This window comes from Herbaspirillum robiniae (assembly GCF_002213415.1).
Classification (GTDB): Bacteria; Pseudomonadota; Gammaproteobacteria; order Burkholderiales; family Burkholderiaceae_D; genus Herbaspirillum; species Herbaspirillum robiniae.
On sequence record NZ_NJGU01000004.1, the window covers coordinates 17,437 to 37,768 of the forward strand.

Consider the following 20,332-nt stretch of genomic DNA (forward strand, 5'->3'; position numbering starts at 1 on the left):
CAAATGAAATTGAATTTTTAGGCGCCGACAGGGGAGCAGTACGTCGGCCGGTGTTTTACCTTCCGAAGAGGAGATTCAGATGGAAGCTGTACAGGGAAGTGCGCTGCTGGTGTATGCGCTGGTGGCGGTGATCGCACTGATCGTGCTGATCGCCAAATTCAAGATGAACCCGTTCATCGTGCTGATCGTGGTGTCGCTGGTGCTGGGCCTGGCCGTCGGCATGCCGATGGGCAATATCGTCAAGGCGTTCGAGACGGGCGTGGGCGGCGCGCTGGGACACATCGCGCTGGTGGTCGGCCTGGGCACCATGCTGGGCAAGATGATGGCCGAGTCGGGCGGCGCCGAGCGCATCGCCAATACGATGATCAAGGCCTTCGGCGAAAAGAACGTGCACTGGGCGATGATGGTCGTGGCCTTCATCGTCGGCCTGCCGGTGTTCTTCGAAGTCGGCTTCGTGCTGCTGGTGCCGATCGCCTTCAACGTGGCCAAGCGCACCGGTACCAACATGGTGCTGGTGGGCATCCCGATGGTGGCCGGCCTGTCGGTCGTGCACGGCCTGATTCCTCCGCACCCGGCGGCGCTGCTGGCGGTGACCGCCTATAGCGCCGACATCGGCCGCACCATCCTGTACGCGCTGATCGTGGGTATCCCGACGGCCATCATCGCCGGCCCGATCTTCGGCAAGCTGATCTCCAAGGTGGTGATTCCCAATCCGGACAATCCGCTGATCTCCCAGTTCGTCGACGACAGCAAGAAGGGCCGTGAACTGCCGGGCTTCGGCATCACGCTGTTCACCATCCTGTTGCCGGTGGCGCTGATGCTCATCGGCAGCTGGGCCGACCTGTTCTTCGCACCCAAGACCTTCGCCAACGACTTCCTGCGCCTGATCGGCAACTCGGTGATCGCGCTGCTGATCGCCACCCTGGTCAGCTTCTGGACCTTCGGCAAAGCGCGCGGTTTCGGCGCCGACCAGATCCTGAAGTTCACCAACGAATGCCTGGCGCCGATCGCCAGCATCACCCTGGTGGTGGGCGCGGGCGCCGGCTTCGGTCGTATCCTGATGGACGGCGGCGTGTCCAAGGCCATCGTCGGCATCGCCACCGATGCGCACCTGTCGCCGCTGCTGCTGGGCTGGTTCGTGGCCGCGCTGATCCGTGTGGCCACCGGTTCGGCGACGGTCGCCATGACCACCGCCTGCGGCATCGTGGCGCCCATCGTGTCCTCGGTCGGCGGCACCCGCCCCGAGCTGATGGTGCTGGCCACCGGCGCCGGTTCGCTGATCCTGTCGCACGTCAACGACGGCGGTTTCTGGCTGGTCAAGGAATACTTCAACATGACCGTGCCGCAAACCTTCAAGACCTGGACCGTGATGGAAACCCTGGTGTCGGTGGTGGCGTTGCTGTTCACGCTGGCGCTGGCGACGGTGGTCTGACCTGCCTGCATCTTGTTGGTATTTCCGCATTGAAAAAGGCCGCATCAGCGGCCTTTTTCTTTTTCCGGCGCGGCGCGCTCAGAACGGGAAGCGCGAATCGTCGAAGCGCGGATCGGGCCCGTTCTCGACTTTCTGCACGATGCCGCTGTCGTCGAAGTAGACCGTCATCTGCGAGTTCCATACGCCGCTTTCCTTGAAGCCATAGTTCCAGGCGTCGAACGGGATCCGCGCGTAGCGGGTGATCTCGGTGGGGCGGCCGACGCGACGCAGCACGTCCTCCTTGGTGTCCTGCTTGACCTTGATGGCGTGGAAGTTTTCGATGGTCCAGACTTGCTGGTAGGAAATCAGGCGACGGTCGGGGCCGACGCGGGCCATGTACTGGTATTGGCCGAAGGCGCCCGCGGCATATTCGAACAGGCGCGTGTTGCCATCCTGATAAACATTGGTCGGCGGGCCGAGTCGCGCCAGCACCTGTTCTTCCGGCTCGCCCGCCGCCACCGGCGGCTGGAACAGCGAGGCGCAGCCGCCGAGGAAGGTCGTGGCGAGCAGGGCGGCCGCCAGCGTCATGCGCGAGCGGGGCGGAAGGGAAAAGCGGAAGGTCATGTATGGGCGTCCTTGTATGTTGGCATCCTGGCATCGGGCGCTTCCCGGCACGGGGCGGATATCGCCGGCTCAGCAGGCGGGAAGGCGGCGCTGCAGTCTCTAAGTATTTGAATAATCTGGTTTTTGCTATATACTTCCGCGTCTGGCCATTTTGGCCGGATTTCAATTTTAGTTCACGGTATGCAGGGCAAGTCAAAACGCTCCGTACACCGCTTGTGAAAGGTAAATAGCATGTCCATCGAAAAAGCAGCCAAGGCTGCCATTATCTCCGATAACGCCCGCGGCACGAACGACACCGGTTCTCCGGAAGTGCAAGTCGCGCTGCTGACCGCGCGTATCAACGACCTGAACGGTCACTTCAAAGAACACAGCAAGGATCACCACTCCCGTCGTGGCCTGATCAAGATGGTTAACCGTCGCAAGAGCCTGCTGTCCTACCTGAAGGGCAAGGATCTGGACCGTTACCGTTCGCTGATCGAAAAACTCGGTCTGCGTAAGTAATTTGACTCCGCGTCTCCATCCGGTTTCCGGGTCATAGCAAAAATGCCTGCGTCACTTGCTGACGCGGGCATTTTGTTTTTTGCGATTCCGTGATTGCAGGCGGAATCGTTTCCACCAACAGCACCGGTGGGGGCTTTTGCAGCAGGAAAGCCCGGTTTCATCGTTTTTGTCTCATCGTGGCGCAGTCCGGCCACGTTCGTCGTAAGCCGCGTCGCCCAGGCGCGGCTGTGGTGAGGTGAACGACAGCGCCTGAAAATCTGTCGGCAAAAAGAGGTTCCGTACCGTGACACAGTCGGGCGGGCCTCAATAAAGAAAGGAAATACCGTGTTCAATAAAGTGACCAAGACCTTCCAGTACGGCCAGCACCAGGTGACCCTGGAAACCGGCGAAATCGCTCGCCAGGCCTCCGGCGCCGTGGTGGTGTCGGTTGAAGACACCGTGATCCTGGCAACCGTGGTGGCCCGCAAGGAAGCCAAGCCCGGCCAGGACTTCTTCCCGCTGACCGTCGACTACATTGAAAAGACCTACGCGGCCGGCCGCATCCCCGGCGGCTTCTTCAAGCGCGAAGGCAAGCCCTCCGAAAAGGAAACCCTGACCTCGCGCCTGATCGATCGTCCGATCCGCCCGCTGTTCCCGGAAGGCTACCTCAACGAAGTGCAGGTGATCGTGCACGTGCTGTCGGTCAACCCTGAAATCGATCCTGACATCCCCGCGATGATCGGCGCCTCGGCCGCACTGTCGATCGCCGGCATCCCGTTCGCCGGCCCTGTGGGCGCCGCGCGCGTGGCCTACATCGATGGCCAGTACGTCCTGAACCCGACCCAGACCCAACTGAAGTCCTCGCAACTGGACCTGGTCGTGGCCGGCACCGAAAGCGCCGTGCTGATGGTCGAATCCGAAGCCGAGCAGCTGTCCGAAGAAGTGATGCTGGGCGCGGTCGTGTTCGGCCACGAGCAATCGAAGGCCGTGATCGACGCCATCCATGAACTGGTGCGCGAAGGCGGCAAGCCGGAAGTCCAGTGGACCGCCCCGGCCAAGAACGAAGCCCTGATCTCGCGCGTCTCGCAACTGGCCGAAGGCCCGCTGCGCGAAGCCTACCAGACCAAGGACAAGCAAGCCCGTACCGAAAAGCTGAAGACCGTGTCGGCGCAAGTCAACGAAGCGCTGGTCGCCGAAGCCGCATCCAACGGCACCATCGCCGCCGATGCAGCCGAAGTCGGCTCGATCCTGTTCGACCTGGAAGCCAAGATCGTGCGCTCGCAGATCCTGGAAGGCGAACCGCGTATCGACGGCCGCGACACCCGCACCGTGCGCCCGATCTCGATCCGTACCGGCGTGCTGCCGCGTACCCACGGCTCGGCCCTGTTCACCCGCGGCGAAACCCAGGCGCTGGTCGTGGCCACGCTGGGCACCGCGCGCGACGAGCAGAAGATCGACGGCCTGCTGGGCGAGTACACCGACCGCTTCATGCTCCACTACAACATGCCTCCGTTCGCCACCGGCGAAACCGGCCGCGTCGGTACCCCGAAGCGTCGTGAAATCGGTCACGGCCGCCTGGCCAAGCGCGCGCTGCTGGCCGCGCTGCCCGCCGCTGACGAGTTCAGCTACTCGGTGCGCCTGGTCTCCGAAATCACCGAATCCAACGGCTCCTCGTCGATGGCGTCGGTGTGCGGCGGCTGCCTGGCGCTGATGGACGCCGGCGTGCCGATGAAGGCGCACGTGGCCGGCATCGCCATGGGCCTGATCAAGGACGGCAACAAGTTCGCCGTCCTGACCGACATCCTGGGCGACGAAGATCACCTGGGCGACATGGACTTCAAGGTGGCCGGTACTGCCGATGGCATCACCGCGCTGCAGATGGACATCAAGATCCAGGGCATCACCAAGGAAATCATGCAGGTCGCGCTGGAGCAAGCCAAGGAAGGCCGCCAGCACATCCTGGGCAAGATGCAGGAAGCCGTGCCCGCCGGCCGTGGCGAGCTGTCCGACTTCGCACCGCGCCTGATCACCATCAAGATCAACCCCGAGAAGATCCGTGACGTGATCGGCAAGGGCGGCGCCGTGATCCGCGCGCTGACCGAAGAAACCGGCACCCAGATCGACATCAGCGACGAAGGCGTGGTCACCATCGCCTCCGTGGACGCTGCTGCCGGCCAGGAAGCCAAGCGCCGCATCGAAGAACTGACCGCTTCCGTGGAGGTGGGCAAGGTCTACGAAGGCACCGTCCTGAAGCTGCTGGACTTCGGCGCCATCGTCCAGGTCCTGCCGGGCAAGGACGGCCTGCTGCACATCAGCCAGATCGCCAACGAGCGCGTCAACGCCGTTGCCGACTACCTGAAGGAAGGCCAGCAGGTTCGCGTCAAGGTCCTGGAGACCGACGACCGCGGCCGCCTGAAGCTGTCGATGAAGGCCGCGCAGGCTGAAGAGTCGGCTGACGCCGCTCCGCAGGAAGCGCACTAATCAGTCTGGTATCCGGTCCCTGCGACCGGATGTCCGCTGACCGGAAAATCCCCCGCGACCGCAAGGTCCGGGGGATTTTTCTTTGGCGCCGCGACAGGCCGCGGGCAGGGTATGACAAAGTGGCCAAGTGCTTTTGCCGCGAATTTATGCGATTCTGTATGCCTGCATTGAGGGAGATCAATCTTTGCTCCCGATCGCGGTCTCAGGGGAACCGCGATCAGGCGATGCAGGCTCATCCGAATAGAGAGTAGGGGACAGCGCCGCCGCCGGCATCAGCGGGGCGGGCATAAAAACTATTCAGGGCCGTCAACAAAGCGCCGGTGGCATCAGCGCAGTTTGACCAGCGGCGTTTTGCTGGCGGCTCTTACTTTTGAAAGGAAGGCAATGCCCCACGTAGTCATCATCGGTTGTGGTTTTGGCGGCCTGGCCGCCGCCAGGGAACTGGCCGGCGCCGATGTGCGCATCACCATGATCGATCGCAGCAACCACCACCTGTTCCAGCCGCTGCTGTACCAGGTCGCCACCGCAGGCCTGTCGGCGCCGGCCATCAGCGCGCCGATCCGCGCCATCCTCTCCGAGCAGCGCAACCTGACGACCCTGATGGCCGCCGTCACCGCCATCGATGTCGTCGCCAGGACCGTCACGCTGGAAGACGGCGCATCGATCGCCTACGACCACCTGATCGTGGCCGCCGGCTCCACCCACAGCTATTTCGGCCGCGACGAATGGGCGCAGCTCGCGCCGGGCCTGAAGACCTTGGAAGACGCCTTCGAGATCCGCAAGCGCATCCTGATGGCCTTCGAGTACGCCGAGCGCGAGACCGATGCGCGCCGTCGCCAGGAATGGCTGACCTTCACCGTCATCGGCGGCGGCGCCACCGGTGTGGAAATGGCCGGTACGCTGGTCGAGATCGCCCGCCACACGCTCTCCGGCGAATTCCGCAACATCGACCCGCATTCGGCGCGCGTGGTGCTGATCGAGGGTTCGGACCGCATCCTCGGCGCCTATCCGCCCGACCTGTCGGAGAAGGCGCGCGACCAGCTGCAAAAGCTGGGCGTGGATGTGCGCACCGGCAGCCGCGTGGTGCACATCGACGAGAAGTGCGTGCGCTACGCCAATTTCGACGGCGAGCAGACGCTGGCTTCGCGCACCGTGATCTGGTCGGCCGGGGTGGCGGCGTCGCCGCTGGGCAAGTCGCTGGGCGTGGAGCTGGATCGTGCCGGGCGGGTGCCGGTGTCGGCCGAGCTCAACATCGCCGGCCGCGACGACGTCTACGTGATCGGCGACCTCGCCGCCGCGCAGTCGGACGGCAAGCCGGTGCCCGGCGTGTCGCCGGCAGCCAAGCAGATGGGACGCGTGGCCGCGCGCAACATCAAGCACCGCATCGCGGGCAAGCCGACCGAAGCCTTTGCCTACCAGGACTACGGTTCGCTGGCCACCATCGGTCGCAAGGCCGCCATCGCGATGGTGGGCAAGCTGAAGTTCTCGGGCTATCCGGCCTGGCTGTTCTGGCTGTTCGTGCACGTCTACTTCCTGATCGGGTTCCGCAACCGCATCATGGTGATGAGCGACTGGGCCTGGGCGTATCTGACCTTCAAGCGCAGCGCGCGGGTGATTTCCTCCACCATGCGCGAGCGGGCAGAAGAAGGGCACAAGCTGCCGCTGGAATGATGTCGCCCTGAAGAACGGAAAAGGCCTCCATGCGTGAATGCATGGAGGCCTTTTTCATTGGCGACGCCGGTTTTTGCAGAGCCCGGAAGCTGCGCCTCAGCCCTCCAGCGCCAGCAGCGCGAAACTGGCCAGCCAGTGGCCGCCGCTGTAATGGCTGCCGACTACCTGGTCGATCGAGGCCTTGATGTGGCGTTCCACCGAATCGTCGATGGCCTTGCGCGCCGGATGGTCGGCGTGCAGGTGGCGCAGGATGTTCTTCATGCACCAGGCGCGCGACAGGTTCAGGCCGTCGAGGTGGGCGATCTTGGGATCGGTGGGGTCGGACACATGCGCCGGCTGCATGATCTGCGTGACTTCCGTGATGCGCGGCAGGTACTTGTCGAACCACGGCTGGAAAGCGCCGGCCGGCAGCGCCTTGGTCATCAGCAGCGCCTCGGTCAGGCCGCCGGAGATGTATTCGTCGCCGCCCGGTTCGTAGTGCGCCGGATAGTCGACGTCGTGGCCGTAGTAGTTGCGCGCGGCGTTGACGATCACGCTTTCCAGTTCGCCGTCCTGCACATGGCGCGCATAGTCCAGCGACAGCGCCAGCGCGAACGCGGTGTTGTAGTGGGTGCCGACCCGGATCGGATAGCTCAGCTTGGACAGGTAAGCCAGCAGGCGGCTGCGGATTTCGGCGGTCAGCGGCTGCATGGCCTGGCGCCAGGCTGCGGCGTTCGGCAGGGCCGACTGCGCCAGTTCCTGGTCCAGCGCCAGGATCCAGCCGAAGCCGTAAGGACGCTCGAAAGGCGCACGGCCGTCCACTTGGAAGTAGTCCGTTTCGCGCCGCATCAGCTCGGGCGTGAAGTGCTCGTCGAAGATGGCGTTGATGTCGGCTTTGGCCGGCAGTTCGGGATAGAGGTGGACGCAGCGCAGCAGCAGCCAGAAGCCGTGCACCGCCGAGTGCCAGTCGTAGCAGCCGTAGAACACCGGGTGCAGCGCGCGCGGCGACAGCGCGTCCTGGTCGCCGTGCAGTACGTGCATGATGTGGTTGGGATATTCCTGACGCAGGTAGGTCAGCGGCATGCGGGCGAAAGCCTCGGCCTGTTGGATGCTCAGTTGCATGGGGGACTCCTTGAAGCAGGTTGATGCGGTGTGATGCGGCTGCGGTGCCGCGACCGCGGTGCGCGGTCGCGGCGGCCGGGATCAGCGGAAAGCCAGGAAGTACATCAGGAACACGTTGACCGTCAGCAGCGTCAGCGCCGTCGGGATCTGCACCTTGATGACCTGGTACTTGTTCTTCAGTTCCAGCAGTGCCGCCGGCACGATGTTGTAGTTCGCCGCCATCGGCGTCATCAGCGTGCCGCAGTAGCCGGAGTACATGCCGATGGCCACCAGCGGCGCCGGGTCGGCATGATGGCCCAGGATCAGGAAGGGCAGGGCGATGCCGGCGCTCATCACCGGGAAGGCGGCGAAGGCATTGCCCATCACCATGGTGAACAGCGCCATGCCGACGCAGTAGATCACCACCACCAGGAAGCGGTTGTCCGGGTTGACGAACAGGCTCACCACCTGCTGCACCGAGTTGCCGGTCTTGGCGGCGACGAACACGCCGCCCAGCATGGCCAGCATCAGCGGCAGGATCGCGGCCCAGCCGATCGAGTCGACCAGGCGGCGCGACTGGCGCACCGCTTGCAGCGGCGTGCCGCGGGTCAGCACCCAGCCGGCGATCAGCGCGCACACGCAGGCCACGCACAGCGCCGCCAGCGTCAGCTGCTTCTGGTCGAGCAGGAACATGCCGCCCACCGAGACGCCCTTCAACAGCACGGTACAGGCCACGGTCACCACCGGGATCAGCACGGCCGGGAAGAACAGCCAGTTGCCCAGCCGCTTGGACGACGCCACCCGTTCCTCATGCGAGGAGGTGGCATAGGTGCCCATGGACAGCAGGCCGGTGCCGGCGATCAGCGAGATGATGATCACGGTGGCGCCGATGATGCGATACGCCATGGACTTGCCCAGGCTGTCGACCAGCAGGTCGCCGAACAGGAACACGGCGCCGAACAGGAACCAGAACAGCGCCGTGGTCAGGCGCTTGGGATTGCCTTTGTCGCGCAGGGTCATCGCGACCAGCACCATGACGATGATGCCGATCAGGTAGTAGATGCGGTTGATGGTGATCAGTGTGCTCATGCGTGCACCTTCGAGGAGTCGGATTGGGTGGCTTTCCAGGCTTCGACGTCGCGGCGGATGGAGGCGTCGAGGCGGGTCAGGCGGAACATGTGGATGACCAGCGCGGAGATCGCGGTGGGGATGGCCCACAGGCCGATGTGCAGCGGCTCGATGTTGGTGATGCCGTTTTCCTTCAGGAAGGCATCCATCAGCAGCACCGCGCCGAAGGCGATGAAGATGTCTTCGCCGAAGAACACCGCGATGTTGTCGCAGGCCGCCGAGTGCGCCTTGATCTTGTCGCGGATGTGCTGCGGCAGGTCTTCGCCGTACAGGTTGACGGCGGCGCCTTCAGCCATCGGCGCCAGCAGCGGGCGCACTGTCTGCGCCTGGCCGCCGAGGTAGATCAGGCCCAGGGCGGCGGTGGCTTCGCGCACGATGAAGTACAGCATCAGGATGCGCGCCGAGGTGGCGCTGGCGATACTGGAGATCCATGCTTGGGCACGCTCTTTCAGGCCGTAGTGTTCGAGCAGGCCGATGATCGGCAGGATCAGCAGGAAGGTCGCCAGCGTGCGGCTGTTGACGAACTTCTCGCCGAAGGTTTCCAGCAAGGTGCCGAAGTCCATGCCCACGGCCAGCCCGGTGGACAGACCGGCGACGGTCACGACCAGCAGGGGGTTGAAACGTAACGCAAAGCCGGCCACGACGATCGGTATCCCGATCAGCGGCAGCAGAGTCGTGCTCTCCATGAAAAACTCCCTAGTGTTGAAAGACGAAATACGTGATGGCGATTGCAAGGCCCGTGCCAATGACGCGTGTGCGACGGCCACGTTCCCGCGCGATGAAACGCGTGGGCGCGCGACGACGCCTGCGGCATCTTCCGGGCCTCATTCTTTGCTGCTGCTATTGCTGGGACTGCTTGGGAACTGCTGTGCTGCGACTGACCGGATGATGCCGAGGTCAGGCCTGCGACGTTGCCGACTGCTCGAAACGGGACAACAAAAACGTAATCAAAAAAACGTAGTCAACAAAAACGTAATTCTTCCGGTGCGCGCCTTCGCTTAGGCGACGGCGCGCACCGCGATGCGTTCTTCGTGCAGGCGCGCACGGATCTGGCGCGCGAAATCCAGCGCGTGCGCGCCATCGCCGTGCAGGCAGACGGTTTGCGCATTGACGCTGACGATGCTGCCGTCGATGGCCTTGACCTGCTTGTCCTTCACCAGCGACAGGGTCTGGGCGATCGCGTCCTCGTCGTTCTCGATCATGGCGCCGGGTTTGGTGCGCGAGACCAGGCTGCCGTCGGCTTCATAGGCGCGGTCGGCGAACACTTCTTCCACCGCGTTGAGGTCGGCGTGGCGCGCGGCGGCAATGAGCTCACTGCCGGCCAGGCCGTACAGGCTGAGTTCGGGATTGAAGGTGCGGATGGCGGCGCAGATGGCGTTGGCCAGCACGGCATCCTTGGCGGCCTGGTTGTACAGCGCGCCATGCGGCTTGACGTGCGTCATGCGGCCGCCTTCGGCGCGCACGATGGCGTCCAGCGCGCCCAGCTGGTACAGCATGCCGCTGAAGATGTCTTCGGGCGGCAGCTGCATGGCGCTGCGGCCGAAATTCTCGCGGTCGGGAAAGCTCGGATGGGCGCCGATGGCGACGTGGTTCTGGATTGCCCAGCGCACGCTGCGGCGCATCGTGGCGGCGTCGCCGGCATGCCAGCCGCAGGCGATGTTGGCGGAGCTGACCAGGGTCAGCAATTGCTCGTCGGTGTCGCAGCCTTCGCCGAGGTCGGCATTGAGGTCGATATGCATGGCGTGTCCTTATTTTCGGTAAAGCGTCGCGCGCGACCAGTCCAGTGCGGCAACCGTGTCGCGGATGGAGTCCAGATAGCGTTGCTGTTCTTCGGCGGCGTCCAGCGCGGCCTGCATGTCGCAGGGCTCAAGCCGCAGGGTGGCGTTGAGCGGCGCCTGCGCCAGCTTCCAGAGATCGGCGCCGATCACCACGCCGATCTTGGGGTAGCCGCCGGTGGTCTGGGCGTCGCCCATCAGGATGATGGGCTGGCCCGACGGCGGCACCTGGATCACGCCCGGCACCACGCCGTGCGAGAGCATGTCGCGGCCATGCTTGCGCTTGAGCTCGCCGCCCTCCAGGCGGTAGCCCATGCGGTTGCTGTTGGGCGTGACGCGCCAAGCATGCGACCACAGCACATCCTTCGAGGCATTGGTGAACTGGTCGAACTCGGGGCCGGGAAGCACGCGCAGGGTGACATGCCCGCTGTTCTCGTCCTCGCGCATGGCCAGTGCGCTCCAGCGCGGCGAACGCACGCCGAAGGCGGGGCCGTGCGCGACCGCGGCGGCGTGTGCCGCGTCGCCGATCGGCAGCTTGTCGCCGCGCTTGAGCGCGCGCCCCTGGTGGCCGCCGAAGCCGGCCTTGAGATCGGTGCTGCGCGAGCCCAGCACCGGCGGCACGTCGATGCCGCCGGCCACGGCCAGATAGGTGCGCATGCTGTGGCGCAGCGGCTGGCCCGGATGGTCGGGCGTGGCCGGCGCGAGTTTCAATGTGCTGCCGGCGCGCACCGGGATGCTCCAGCAGGCCGCGACCGGTTTGCCGTCCAGCGTGGCGCCGATGTCGTCGCCGCCCAGCGCGATGCGGGTGGCGGACTTGAAGCGGATCTCGCAGACGCCCATGGTGATTTCGATGCCGGCCGCGCCGACCGGGTTGCCCACCAGCAGGTTGGCCATCGACAGCGCCAGCGTGTTGAGCGCGCCGCCGGGGTGGATGCCCAGGCTGCGGTGGCCGTGGCGGCCGAGGTCTTGCACCGAGGCCAGCATGCCGGGTTGGATGATTTCTATCATTGTTCCACTCGCTCCACGCGTTCTACGACGAAGCGCACACGGTCGCCGGGGCGCAGCAGCGTCGGCGGTTCCTGCGCAGGATCGAACAGGGGAAGGGCGGTCCTTCCCAGCAATTGCCAGCCGCCGGGGGAGGCCATCGGATAGATGCCGGTCTGCTCGCCGCCGATGCCCACCGAACCGGCAGGGATCGCCATGCGCGGCGTGGTGTGGCGCGGCGTGGCCAGCTCCGGGGCCAGGCCGCCCATGTAGGCGAAGCCGGGCATGAAGCCGATGAAATAGACCACATATTCGCCGGCGCTGTGGCGGCGGATGACTTCGTCGGTGGAGAGTTTGGTGTGGCGCGCGACGGCGTCGAGGTCGGGGCCGCCGGCGCCGCCGTAGACCACCGGGATCTCGACCGTGCGGCCTTCCGATGCGGCGCCGCTGAGCTTGGGCCAGACCTGGTCGATGCGCCTGGCCAGCGCGTCGAGGTCGACTACGGGACGCCGGGTGATCAGCGTCAGGTTGTTCATGCCCGGCACGACTTCGCCGACTTCATCCCAGCCGCCGGCCAGTTCGGCCAGGGCCCAGATGCGTTGCTGTTGCGGCAGCGTGGCCGGTGCGGGCAGGCTGCATAGCAGCGCGCTGTCGCCCAGCGGGTGGATCTGAGGTCCCTGCATGTGTCTCGCCTCGCCTGTGCTTGTTTAAGAGCCTGTCTGCGGATGGTCCGGACAGGGTCAAGGTGCGTCTTTGTGATGCCCTACATTTTTTGCGGATATTACAGTCCAAATAAAATATAAACAATATGTCGATAAATTATTTATTTGCCTTTGCGATATAGTGTTGTCATTTCGACGCTATACGCCGGGACATTCCATGAACAACGAGACGCAAACGCCCGTCCAGCTTGCCGCCGGGCAAAACAAAGCCACCAAGATCGTGTCTTCCCAGCACCTGGTCTCCGAGCGCAGCGCCGAACTCTCCGAACTCGAATACGCCCTGATCATGGCCAGCAATGCCTTCAACCGCTGGATGGTGCGCTGCATGGCGGCCGCCGGCGCCAAGGACATGACCGCCATCGAGGTGTCCTTGCTGCATCACGTCAACCATCGCGAGCGCAAGAAGAAGCTCGCCGATATCTGTTTCGTGCTGAACGTCGAAGACACCCATGTGGTCACCTATGCATTGAAAAAGCTGGTGAAGGCCGGTTACGTCAAGAGCGAGAAGGCCGGCAAGGAGCTGCTGTTCTCGACCACCGCCTCGGGCCAGGAGTTGTGCATGAAGTATCGCGAAGTGCGCGAGCGCTGCCTGATCGAGGTGCAGGTCGAGAGCGGCATCCCCAACCAGGCGATCGGCGAGGCGGCGCAACTGCTGCGCAACGCCTCCGGTTTGTATGACACCGCCGCGCGCGCGGCGGCGTCGCTGTAAGCGGTTTTAAAAGGATAGGACATGCAAGCGATAGAAATTAAGGAATATGGCGGCCCCGAGGTATTGCAGCTGTGCCAGCGGCCGCTGCCGGAGCTCAAGCAGGGCGAGGTGCTGATCAAGGTGCATGCGGCCGGGGTCAACCGCCCCGACGTGTTCCAGCGCACCGGCAACTATCCGGTGCCGCCGGGCGCTTCCGATCTGCCCGGGCTGGAAGTGGCCGGCGAGATCGTCGACGGCGACCTGGCCGGCAGCGGATTACGCAAGGGCGACCTGGTGTGCGCGCTGGTGCAGGGCGGCGGTTACGCCGAATACTGTGCGGCGCCCCTGGCGCAGTGCCTGCCGGTGCCCAAGGGGCTGAGCGCGCTGCAGGCGGCAGCCTTGCCGGAAAACTACTTCACCGTCTGGAGCAACGTGTTCGACCGCGGCGCCCTGTCCGAGGGCGAGACGCTGCTGGTGCAGGGCGGTTCCTCCGGCATCGGCGTGACGGCGATCCAGATCGCCCGGGCGCTGGGCCATCGCGTGTTCGCCACGGCCGGCAGCGCCGACAAGTGCCGCGCCTGCGAAGAGCTGGGCGCCGAGCGCGCGATCAACTACAAGACCGAGGATTTCGAGGCTGTGGTCAAGGAGCTCACTGGCGGCCGCGGCGTTGATGTGATTCTGGACATGGTCGGCGGCGACTACCTCCCGCGAGAGATCAAGACCCTGGCCGACGACGGCCGGCTGGTCTTCATCGCCCAGCTGGGCGGCAGCAAGGGGCAACTGGACATGGGGCAGGTGATGCGCCGCCGCCTGACCATTACCGGTTCGACCCTGCGCCCGCGCCCGGTCGCGTTCAAGGCGGCGATCGCCGCCAGCCTGCGCGAGCGCGTCTGGCCGCTGCTCGAGGTCGGCAAGATCCGCCCGGTCATCCACCATACCTTCCCGCTGGCGCAGGCCGCCCAGGCGCACGCGATGATGGAGAGCAGCGCCCATATCGGCAAGATCATGCTCGAGCTGTAAGCCCGCGGCGCCGTTGGTGCGTCGCAATGCCGTGCTTGTCCGGTTTGCCGTCTTTACGGCAACCGGCTACAATGCGAGGTTAATCAAATTTTGTACCAACCTCGTCTGAACAAAGCCTATGCGTCGCAAACTTGTAGCGGGTAACTGGAAAATGAACGGCAGCCTGGCTGCCAACACGGCCCTGGTTGCCGGCATCAAGGATGGCCTGCCCGCGCAGGCTTGCGACGTCGCGGTATGCGTTCCGGCGCCGTACCTGGCGCAAGTGCAGGGCGCGGTGGCCGGTTCGGCCGTGGCGCTGGGCGCGCAGGATATCTCGGCGCACGCCTCGGGCGCCTACACCGGCGAGGTGTCGGCCGCCATGCTGCAGGAATTCGGCGTGCAATACGTGATCATCGGCCACTCGGAGCGTCGCGCCTATCACGGCGAATCCGATGCGGCGGTCGCCGCCAAGACCGTGGCCGCGCTCAAGACCGGCCTGGTTCCGGTGGTGTGCGTGGGCGAGACGCTGGAGCAGCGCGAGGCGGGCAAGACCAATGAAGTGGTGGGCGGCCAGCTGGATGTGGTGCTGGAAGCGCTGGCTGCGGACGAGGCTGCGCGCATCGTCGTGGCCTACGAGCCGGTCTGGGCCATCGGCACCGGCAAGACCGCCACGCCGGAAATGGCGCAGGAAGTGCACGCGATGCTGCGCGCACGCCTGGCGGCCAAGAGTGCGGAAGCGGCCGCCAAGGTCCGCATCCTGTACGGCGGCAGCATGAAGCCGGACAATGCCGTGCAATTGCTGGTCATGGCCGACATCGACGGCGGCCTGATCGGCGGCGCGGCGCTCAAGGCGGCCGATTTCCTGGCGATCATCCAGGCCGCGGCCTGAGCTGTAAAGGGTTTGTCAGCCGAGGGATGGATACTTCGGCGACGGGCAGTTGAAACATCAAGAGTGGACTCGTTTAAATGAATACTTTGTTTTTGGTAGTGGTAGTGGTTCAGGTGCTGGCTGCGCTGGCGATCATCGGCCTGGTGCTGTTGCAGCACGGTAAAGGCGCCGACATGGGCGCGGCCTTCGGTTCGGGCGCATCGGGCAGCCTGTTCGGCGCCACCGGTTCGTCGAACTTCCTGTCGAAGTCGACCGCGGTCGCCGCTGGCATCTTTTTTGTCGCCACCCTGGGCCTGACCTTCATCGGCAATCACCACGTCTCGCAAAGCGGCGGCGTGATGGACAGCCTGCCCGCCGCAGCACCCGCTCCGGCCCAGCAGGCGGCGCCTGCAGCACCGGCAGCTCCTGCCGATGCCGCCAAGCCGGCCGACCAATCCAATCAGATTCCGAAATAAGCTTTTGCGGAATCTGAAACAATGCACGAATAAGCATAGAAGAATCTCTGTTTTCGACTGATTGTGCATTGAACAAGAGTAACAAAAGAAGGTACAATTGCAGTCTCAAGCCGACGTGGTGAAATTGGTAGACACGCTATCTTGAGGGGGTAGTGGCGAAAGCTGTACGAGTTCGAGTCTCGTCGTCGGCACCATAGAAATGAAATGAAAAGCCAGCAAAGGTCTCTGTGCCTGAGCTGGCTTTTTGTCGAGGAAGTTTCTGATTGATATTGAGAATCATTCCCATCGATTAAAACCAACGAATAACGGCCAATCGTGAACCTCGAAAATTACTTCCCAGTTCTTCTGTTTATCCTCATTGGCATCGGTGTCGGTGTCGCTCCCCAGCTCCTGGGGCGTCTGCTTGGTCCCCATAAGCCGGACGCGCAAAAAACATCCCCTTATGAGTGCGGTTTCGAAGCCTTCGAAGACGCGCGCATGAAGTTCGACGTCCGCTACTACCTGATCGCGATTCTGTTCATCCTGTTCGATCTGGAAACCGCGTTCTTCTTCCCGTGGGGCGTTTCGATGCGCGAGCTGGGCTGGCAGGGTTTCATCACGATGATGGTGTTCATCGCTGAATTTGTTGTCGGGTTTTGGTACATCTGGAAAAAGGGTGCCCTGGATTGGGAGTAAGCCATGTCTATTGAAGGCGTATTGAATGAGGGGTTTGTTACCACCTCGCTGGATAAGGTAATCAACTGGACCCGTACCGGATCCCTGTGGCCCATGACCTTCGGTCTGGCCTGCTGCGCGGTTGAGATGATGCACGTGGGCGCTTCGCGCTACGACCTGGACCGTTTCGGCGCGGTGTTCCGTCCGTCGCCGCGCCAGTCCGACCTGATGATCGTGGCCGGCACGCTGTGCAACAAGATGGCGCCGGCGCTGCGCAAGGTCTACGACCAGATGCCGGAACCCCGCTGGGTCATTTCCATGGGTTCGTGCGCCAACGGCGGCGGCTACTACCACTATTCGTACTCGGTGGTGCGCGGCTGCGACCGCATCGTTCCGGTCGACGTCTACGTCCCGGGATGCCCGCCGACTGCTGAAGCGCTGCTGTACGGCGTGATCCAGCTGCAGAACAAGATCAAGCGCACCAATACCATCGCGCGCTAAGAGGGCAGTATGACAACAAAATTGGAAACTCTCGAAGCAGCCCTGCGTAATTCGCTTGGAGGGTATCTTCAGAATCTGACCGTGGCCCTCGGTGAAGTTACCGTCGTGGTCAAGGCCGCCGACTATCTCTCCGCCATGCGCGTCCTGCGCGACCACGCGGATACCAAGTTCGAACAATTGCTGGATCTGTGCGGCGTCGACTATTCGACGTACGGCGACGGCGCCTGGGAAGGCCCGCGCTTCGCCGTGGTGTCGCACCTGATGTCGCTGGCCCACAACTGGCGCGTGCGCGTGCGCGTGTTCGCGCCGGACGACGACCTGCCGCTGGTGGCGTCGGTGGACGGCATCTGGAACTCGGCCGGCTGGTACGAGCGCGAGGCCTTCGACTTCTACGGCATCCTGTTCGACGGTCACCCGGACCTGCGCCGCATCCTGACCGACTACGGCTTCATCGGCCACCCGTTCCGCAAGGACTTCCCGGTGTCGGGCTATGTGGAAATGCGTTACGACGCCGAGCAGAAGCGCGTCATCTATCAACCCGTAACGATTGAGCCGCGCGAAATCACGCCGCGCATCATTCGTGAAGAAAACTACGGGATCAAATAATGGCAGAGATCAAAAACTACACGCTGAACTTCGGTCCTCAGCACCCGGCCGCGCACGGCGTGCTGCGTCTGGTGCTGGAGCTGGATGGCGAAGTCATTCAGCGTGCCGACCCGCACATCGGCCTGCTGCATCGCGGCACCGAAAAGCTGGCCGAACAGAAGACCTTCCTGCAGTCCGTGCCTTACATGGACCGCCTGGACTACGTGTCGATGATGAGCAACGAGCACGGTTACGTGCTGGCCATCGAGCGTCTGCTGGGGCTGGAAGTGCCGCTGCGCGCGCAGTACATCCGCGTGATGTTCGACGAAATCACCCGCCTGCTGAACCACCTGATGTGGATCGGCGCGCACGCGCTGGACGTGGGCGCGATGGGCGTGCTGCTGTATGCCTTCCGTGAGCGCGAAGACCTGTTCGACTGCTACGAAGCCGTCTCCGGCGCCCGCATGCACGCGGCCTACTATCGTCCGGGCGGCGTCTATCGTGACCTGCCGGACAGCATGCCGCAGTACAAGGCCTCGATCGTGCGCAACGACAAGGCCATCCGCCAGCTCAACGAAAACCGCCAGGGCTCGCTGCTGGACTTCATCGAAGACTTCACCAACCGTTTCCCGACCTACGTCGACGAATACGAAACCCTGCTGACCGACAACCGCATCTGGAAGCAGCGTCTGGTCGGCGTGGGCGTGGTGTCGCCGGAACGTGCCCTGCAGATGGGCTTCTCCGGTCCGATGCTGCGAGGCTCGGGCATCGCCTGGGACTTGCGCAAGAAGCAGCCGTATGAAGTGTACGACCTGATGGACTTCGATATCCCGGTCGGCAAGAACGGCGACTGCTACGACCGCTATCTGGTGCGCGTGGCCGAAATGCGCCAGTCCAACCGCATCATCAAGCAGTGCGTGGAATGGCTGCGCAACAACCCGGGCCCGGTCATCACCGACAACCACAAGATTGCTCCTCCGAAGCGGACTGAAATGAAGTCCAACATGGAAGACCTGATCCACCACTTCAAGCTGTTCACCGAAGGCTTCCGCGTGCCCCCGGGCGAAGCGTACGCCGCCGTCGAACACCCGAAGGGCGAGTTCGGCATCTACCTGGTGTCGGACGGCGCCAACAAGCCTTACCGCCTGAAGATCCGCGCCCCGGGCTTTGCCCACTTGCAGGCGCTGAACGAAATGGCCAAGGGCCACATGATTGCCGATGCGGTCACCATCATCGGTACGCAAGACATCGTGTTCGGTGAGATCGACCGTTAAGGTCGGTGTGAAAGTAAAAGGCGGGCTTCCAGAAGAGGCTCGCCAGGTTTGGGGAATATCCAATAAAACCGCGCGTCAGTCTGCGCATGGATGGCCAACGATATGCTGTTAAGTCAAGAAGCCCTTAAGAAAATCGATCGCGAACTCGCGAAGTATCCGGCGGATCAGCGCCAGTCCGCGGTCATGTCCGCGCTGCGCATCGCCCAGGTGGATCACGGCTGGCTGCCCGCCGAGCTGCAACAGGAAATCGCCGATTACATCGGCATGCCTGCGGTCGCGGTGCAGGAAGTCGCCACCTTCTACAACATGTTCAACACCAGCCCGGTGGGCAAGCACAAGATCACCGTGTGCACCAACCTGCCGTGCCTGCTGTCCGGCGGCGAGCGCGCCGCCCATCACCTGAAGCACAAGCTGGGTGTCGACTACAAGGAAACCACCGCTGACGGCCAGTTCACCGTGATGGAAGGTGAATGCATGGGCGCTTGCGGCGATGCTCCGGTCATGCTGGTGAACAACCACCGCATGTGCAGCTGGATGTCCAACGACAAGATCGACGCGCTGCTGGAGGAACTGAAGAAATGACCTGCCTGCACGACCGCCACATCAAGCCGCTGATCCTTGCCGACCTGAACGGCGAGAACTGGCACCTCGAAGACTACGTCAAGCGCGGCGGCTACGAGTCGCTCAAGCGCATCCTGGCCGAGAAGATCACGCCCGAGCAAGTCATCGCCGACCTCAAGGCCTCCGGCCTGCGCGGCCGCGGCGGCGCGGGTTTCCCGACCGGCCTGAAGTGGAGCTTCATGCCGCGCCAGTTCCCGGGCCAGAAGTACCTCGTCTGCAATACAGATGAAGGCGAGCCGGGCACTTTCAAGGACCGCGACATCATTCGTTACAATCCGCACGCGCTGATCGAAGGCATGATCATCGGCGGCTACGCGATGGGCATCACCGTCGGCTACAACTACATCCACGGCGAGATTTTCTCCGCCTACGAAGTGTTTGAAGAAGCGCTGGAAGAGGCGCGCGCCGCCGGCTTCCTGGGCGACAAGATCCTGGGCACCGACTTCAGCTTCCAGCTGCATGCGCACCACGGTTACGGCGCCTACATCTGCGGCGAGGAAACCGCGCTGCTGGAGTCGCTGGAAGGCAAGAAGGGCCAGCCGCGCTTCAAGCCGCCGTTCCCGGCCAGCTTCGGCCTGTACGGCAAGCCGACCACGATCAACAACACCGAGACCTTCGCGGCGGTGCCGTTCATCTTCAAGGTGGGCCCGCAGGCCTACGCCGAGATGGGCAAGCCGAACAACGGCGGCACCAAGATCTTCTCGATCTCGGGTGACGTCGAGCGTCCGGGCAACTACGAGATTCCGCTGGGCACCCCGTTCTCCACGCTGCTGGAACTGGCGGGCGGCATGCGCGGCGGCAAGAAGATCAAGGCGGTCATTCCCGGCGGTTCGTCCGCCCCGGTGATCCGCGGCGACGTGATGATGGAAACCACGATGGACTACGACGCCATCGCCAAGGCCGGCTCGATGCTGGGTTCGGGCGCCGTCATCGTGATGGACGAGACGCGCTGCATGGTCAAGTCGCTGCTGCGCCTGGCGTATTTCTACTACGAAGAATCCTGCGGCCAGTGCACGCCGTGCCGTGAAGGCACCGGCTGGATGTACCGCATGGTGGAGCGTATCGAAAACGGTCACGGCAAGCTGGAAGACCTGGACGTGCTGAACTCGGTCGCCGACAACATCCAGGGCCGCACCATCTGTGCGCTGGGTGATGCGGCGGCGATGCCGGTGCGTGCATTCATCAAGAATTTCCGCGAAGAGTTCGAGTACCACATCGAACACAAGCACTGCCTGGTTCCGGCTTACATCTGAACAGGGCAGGGGATGCCCGGTTGCGTGAGGCCAAATCATCGCAGCCGGACGTCATTA

21 protein-coding genes and 1 tRNA gene are annotated in these 20,332 nt (G+C 63.7%); 15 read left to right on the plus strand and 7 right to left on the minus strand.

The window, feature by feature from the left end:
- Positions 1-79 precede the first annotated feature (79 nt).
- Positions 80-1,432, plus strand: a complete 1,353-nt coding sequence (locus CEJ42_RS06840) for a GntP family permease (RefSeq protein WP_079214384.1) — start codon at positions 80-82, stop codon at positions 1,430-1,432.
- A 78-nt stretch (positions 1,433-1,510) separates the two neighbouring features.
- Here the strand turns inward: CEJ42_RS06840 and CEJ42_RS06845 are convergent, their stop codons facing one another.
- The gene (locus CEJ42_RS06845) at positions 1,511-2,035 is read right to left on the minus strand and encodes a hypothetical protein (protein ID WP_079214385.1); all 525 of its coding nucleotides are present in this window, start codon (positions 2,033-2,035) and stop codon (positions 1,511-1,513) included.
- A gap of 231 nt (positions 2,036-2,266) precedes the next feature.
- Between CEJ42_RS06845 and rpsO the strand changes: the two genes are divergently transcribed.
- From rpsO to CEJ42_RS06860, 3 genes are all read left to right on the plus strand, one after another.
- Positions 2,267-2,536: a 30S ribosomal protein S15 gene (rpsO, locus tag CEJ42_RS06850; protein ID WP_079214386.1), complete on the plus strand. Its 270-nt coding sequence runs from the start codon at positions 2,267-2,269 to the stop codon at positions 2,534-2,536.
- A gap of 324 nt (positions 2,537-2,860) precedes the next feature.
- On the plus strand, positions 2,861-4,996 hold the full coding sequence (pnp, locus tag CEJ42_RS06855) for a polyribonucleotide nucleotidyltransferase (RefSeq protein ID WP_088750455.1): 2,136 nt from the start codon (positions 2,861-2,863) through the stop codon (positions 4,994-4,996).
- A 384-nt stretch (positions 4,997-5,380) separates the two neighbouring features.
- Positions 5,381-6,667: an NAD(P)/FAD-dependent oxidoreductase gene (locus CEJ42_RS06860; protein ID WP_079214388.1), complete on the plus strand. Its 1,287-nt coding sequence runs from the start codon at positions 5,381-5,383 to the stop codon at positions 6,665-6,667.
- A gap of 96 nt (positions 6,668-6,763) precedes the next feature.
- Here the strand turns inward: CEJ42_RS06860 and CEJ42_RS06865 are convergent, their stop codons facing one another.
- The 6 genes from CEJ42_RS06865 to pxpB form a co-directional block, all read right to left on the minus strand.
- Entirely contained in the window at positions 6,764-7,768 is a 1,005-nt protein-coding gene (locus CEJ42_RS06865) for a DUF2891 domain-containing protein (RefSeq protein WP_088750456.1), read from the minus strand.
- An 81-nt stretch (positions 7,769-7,849) separates the two neighbouring features.
- Complete coding sequence (locus CEJ42_RS06870) at positions 7,850-8,836, minus strand: DUF979 domain-containing protein (protein WP_079214390.1); 987 nt, start codon at positions 8,834-8,836, stop codon at positions 7,850-7,852.
- Positions 8,833-9,561, minus strand: a complete 729-nt coding sequence (locus CEJ42_RS06875; protein ID WP_079214391.1) for a DUF969 domain-containing protein — start codon at positions 9,559-9,561, stop codon at positions 8,833-8,835. The genes CEJ42_RS06870 and CEJ42_RS06875 overlap by 4 nt, the downstream gene beginning before the upstream one ends.
- A gap of 312 nt (positions 9,562-9,873) precedes the next feature.
- Positions 9,874-10,614 carry a 5-oxoprolinase subunit PxpA gene (gene pxpA / locus CEJ42_RS06880; protein WP_079214392.1) on the minus strand — a complete coding sequence of 247 codons (741 nt, stop codon included), beginning with the start codon at positions 10,612-10,614 and terminating at the stop codon, positions 9,874-9,876.
- A 9-nt stretch (positions 10,615-10,623) separates the two neighbouring features.
- Complete coding sequence (locus tag CEJ42_RS06885) at positions 10,624-11,658, minus strand: 5-oxoprolinase subunit C family protein (protein ID WP_079214393.1); 1,035 nt, start codon at positions 11,656-11,658, stop codon at positions 10,624-10,626.
- Entirely contained in the window at positions 11,655-12,317 is a 663-nt protein-coding gene (gene pxpB / locus CEJ42_RS06890) for a 5-oxoprolinase subunit PxpB (protein WP_088750457.1), read from the minus strand. Before pxpB ends, CEJ42_RS06885 begins: the two co-directional genes overlap by 4 nt.
- Positions 12,318-12,513: 196 nt before the next feature.
- On the opposite strand from pxpB, the gene CEJ42_RS06895 reads away from it, so the two are divergent.
- The 11 genes from CEJ42_RS06895 to nuoF all read left to right on the plus strand — a co-directional run bounded on the left by CEJ42_RS06895 (position 12,514) and on the right by nuoF (position 20,275).
- On the plus strand, positions 12,514-13,065 hold the full coding sequence (locus tag CEJ42_RS06895) for a winged helix DNA-binding protein (RefSeq protein WP_088750458.1): 552 nt from the start codon (positions 12,514-12,516) through the stop codon (positions 13,063-13,065).
- A gap of 21 nt (positions 13,066-13,086) precedes the next feature.
- Positions 13,087-14,064, plus strand: coding sequence for an NAD(P)H-quinone oxidoreductase (locus CEJ42_RS06900; RefSeq protein WP_088750459.1), 978 nt, complete (start codon positions 13,087-13,089; stop codon positions 14,062-14,064).
- A gap of 118 nt (positions 14,065-14,182) precedes the next feature.
- Positions 14,183-14,932 (plus strand): triose-phosphate isomerase, encoded by a 750-nt coding sequence (tpiA, locus tag CEJ42_RS06905; RefSeq protein WP_088750460.1) that lies wholly within the window; start codon positions 14,183-14,185, stop codon positions 14,930-14,932.
- 77 nt (positions 14,933-15,009) lie between these two features.
- Positions 15,010-15,387: a preprotein translocase subunit SecG gene (gene secG, locus CEJ42_RS06910; RefSeq protein WP_079214398.1), complete on the plus strand. Its 378-nt coding sequence runs from the start codon at positions 15,010-15,012 to the stop codon at positions 15,385-15,387.
- Positions 15,388-15,496: 109 nt separating this feature from the next.
- Positions 15,497-15,581 (plus strand) — tRNA-Leu (locus CEJ42_RS06915).
- 121 nt (positions 15,582-15,702) lie between these two features.
- Positions 15,703-16,062 (plus strand): NADH-quinone oxidoreductase subunit A, encoded by a 360-nt coding sequence (locus tag CEJ42_RS06920; protein WP_079214399.1) that lies wholly within the window; start codon positions 15,703-15,705, stop codon positions 16,060-16,062.
- A gap of 3 nt (positions 16,063-16,065) precedes the next feature.
- The gene (locus CEJ42_RS06925; RefSeq protein ID WP_006712940.1) at positions 16,066-16,542 is read left to right on the plus strand and encodes a NuoB/complex I 20 kDa subunit family protein; all 477 of its coding nucleotides are present in this window, start codon (positions 16,066-16,068) and stop codon (positions 16,540-16,542) included.
- Positions 16,543-16,551: 9 nt separating this feature from the next.
- The gene (locus tag CEJ42_RS06930; protein ID WP_079214400.1) at positions 16,552-17,148 is read left to right on the plus strand and encodes an NADH-quinone oxidoreductase subunit C; all 597 of its coding nucleotides are present in this window, start codon (positions 16,552-16,554) and stop codon (positions 17,146-17,148) included.
- Positions 17,148-18,401 (plus strand): NADH-quinone oxidoreductase subunit D, encoded by a 1,254-nt coding sequence (locus tag CEJ42_RS06935; protein WP_079214401.1) that lies wholly within the window; start codon positions 17,148-17,150, stop codon positions 18,399-18,401. The genes CEJ42_RS06930 and CEJ42_RS06935 overlap by 1 nt, the downstream gene beginning before the upstream one ends.
- Before the next feature lie 90 nt (positions 18,402-18,491).
- On the plus strand, positions 18,492-18,983 hold the full coding sequence (gene nuoE / locus CEJ42_RS06940; protein ID WP_079214402.1) for an NADH-quinone oxidoreductase subunit NuoE: 492 nt from the start codon (positions 18,492-18,494) through the stop codon (positions 18,981-18,983).
- On the plus strand, positions 18,980-20,275 hold the full coding sequence (nuoF, locus tag CEJ42_RS06945) for an NADH-quinone oxidoreductase subunit NuoF (protein ID WP_079214403.1): 1,296 nt from the start codon (positions 18,980-18,982) through the stop codon (positions 20,273-20,275). Before nuoE ends, nuoF begins: the two co-directional genes overlap by 4 nt.
- Positions 20,276-20,332: the final 57 nt, after the last annotated feature.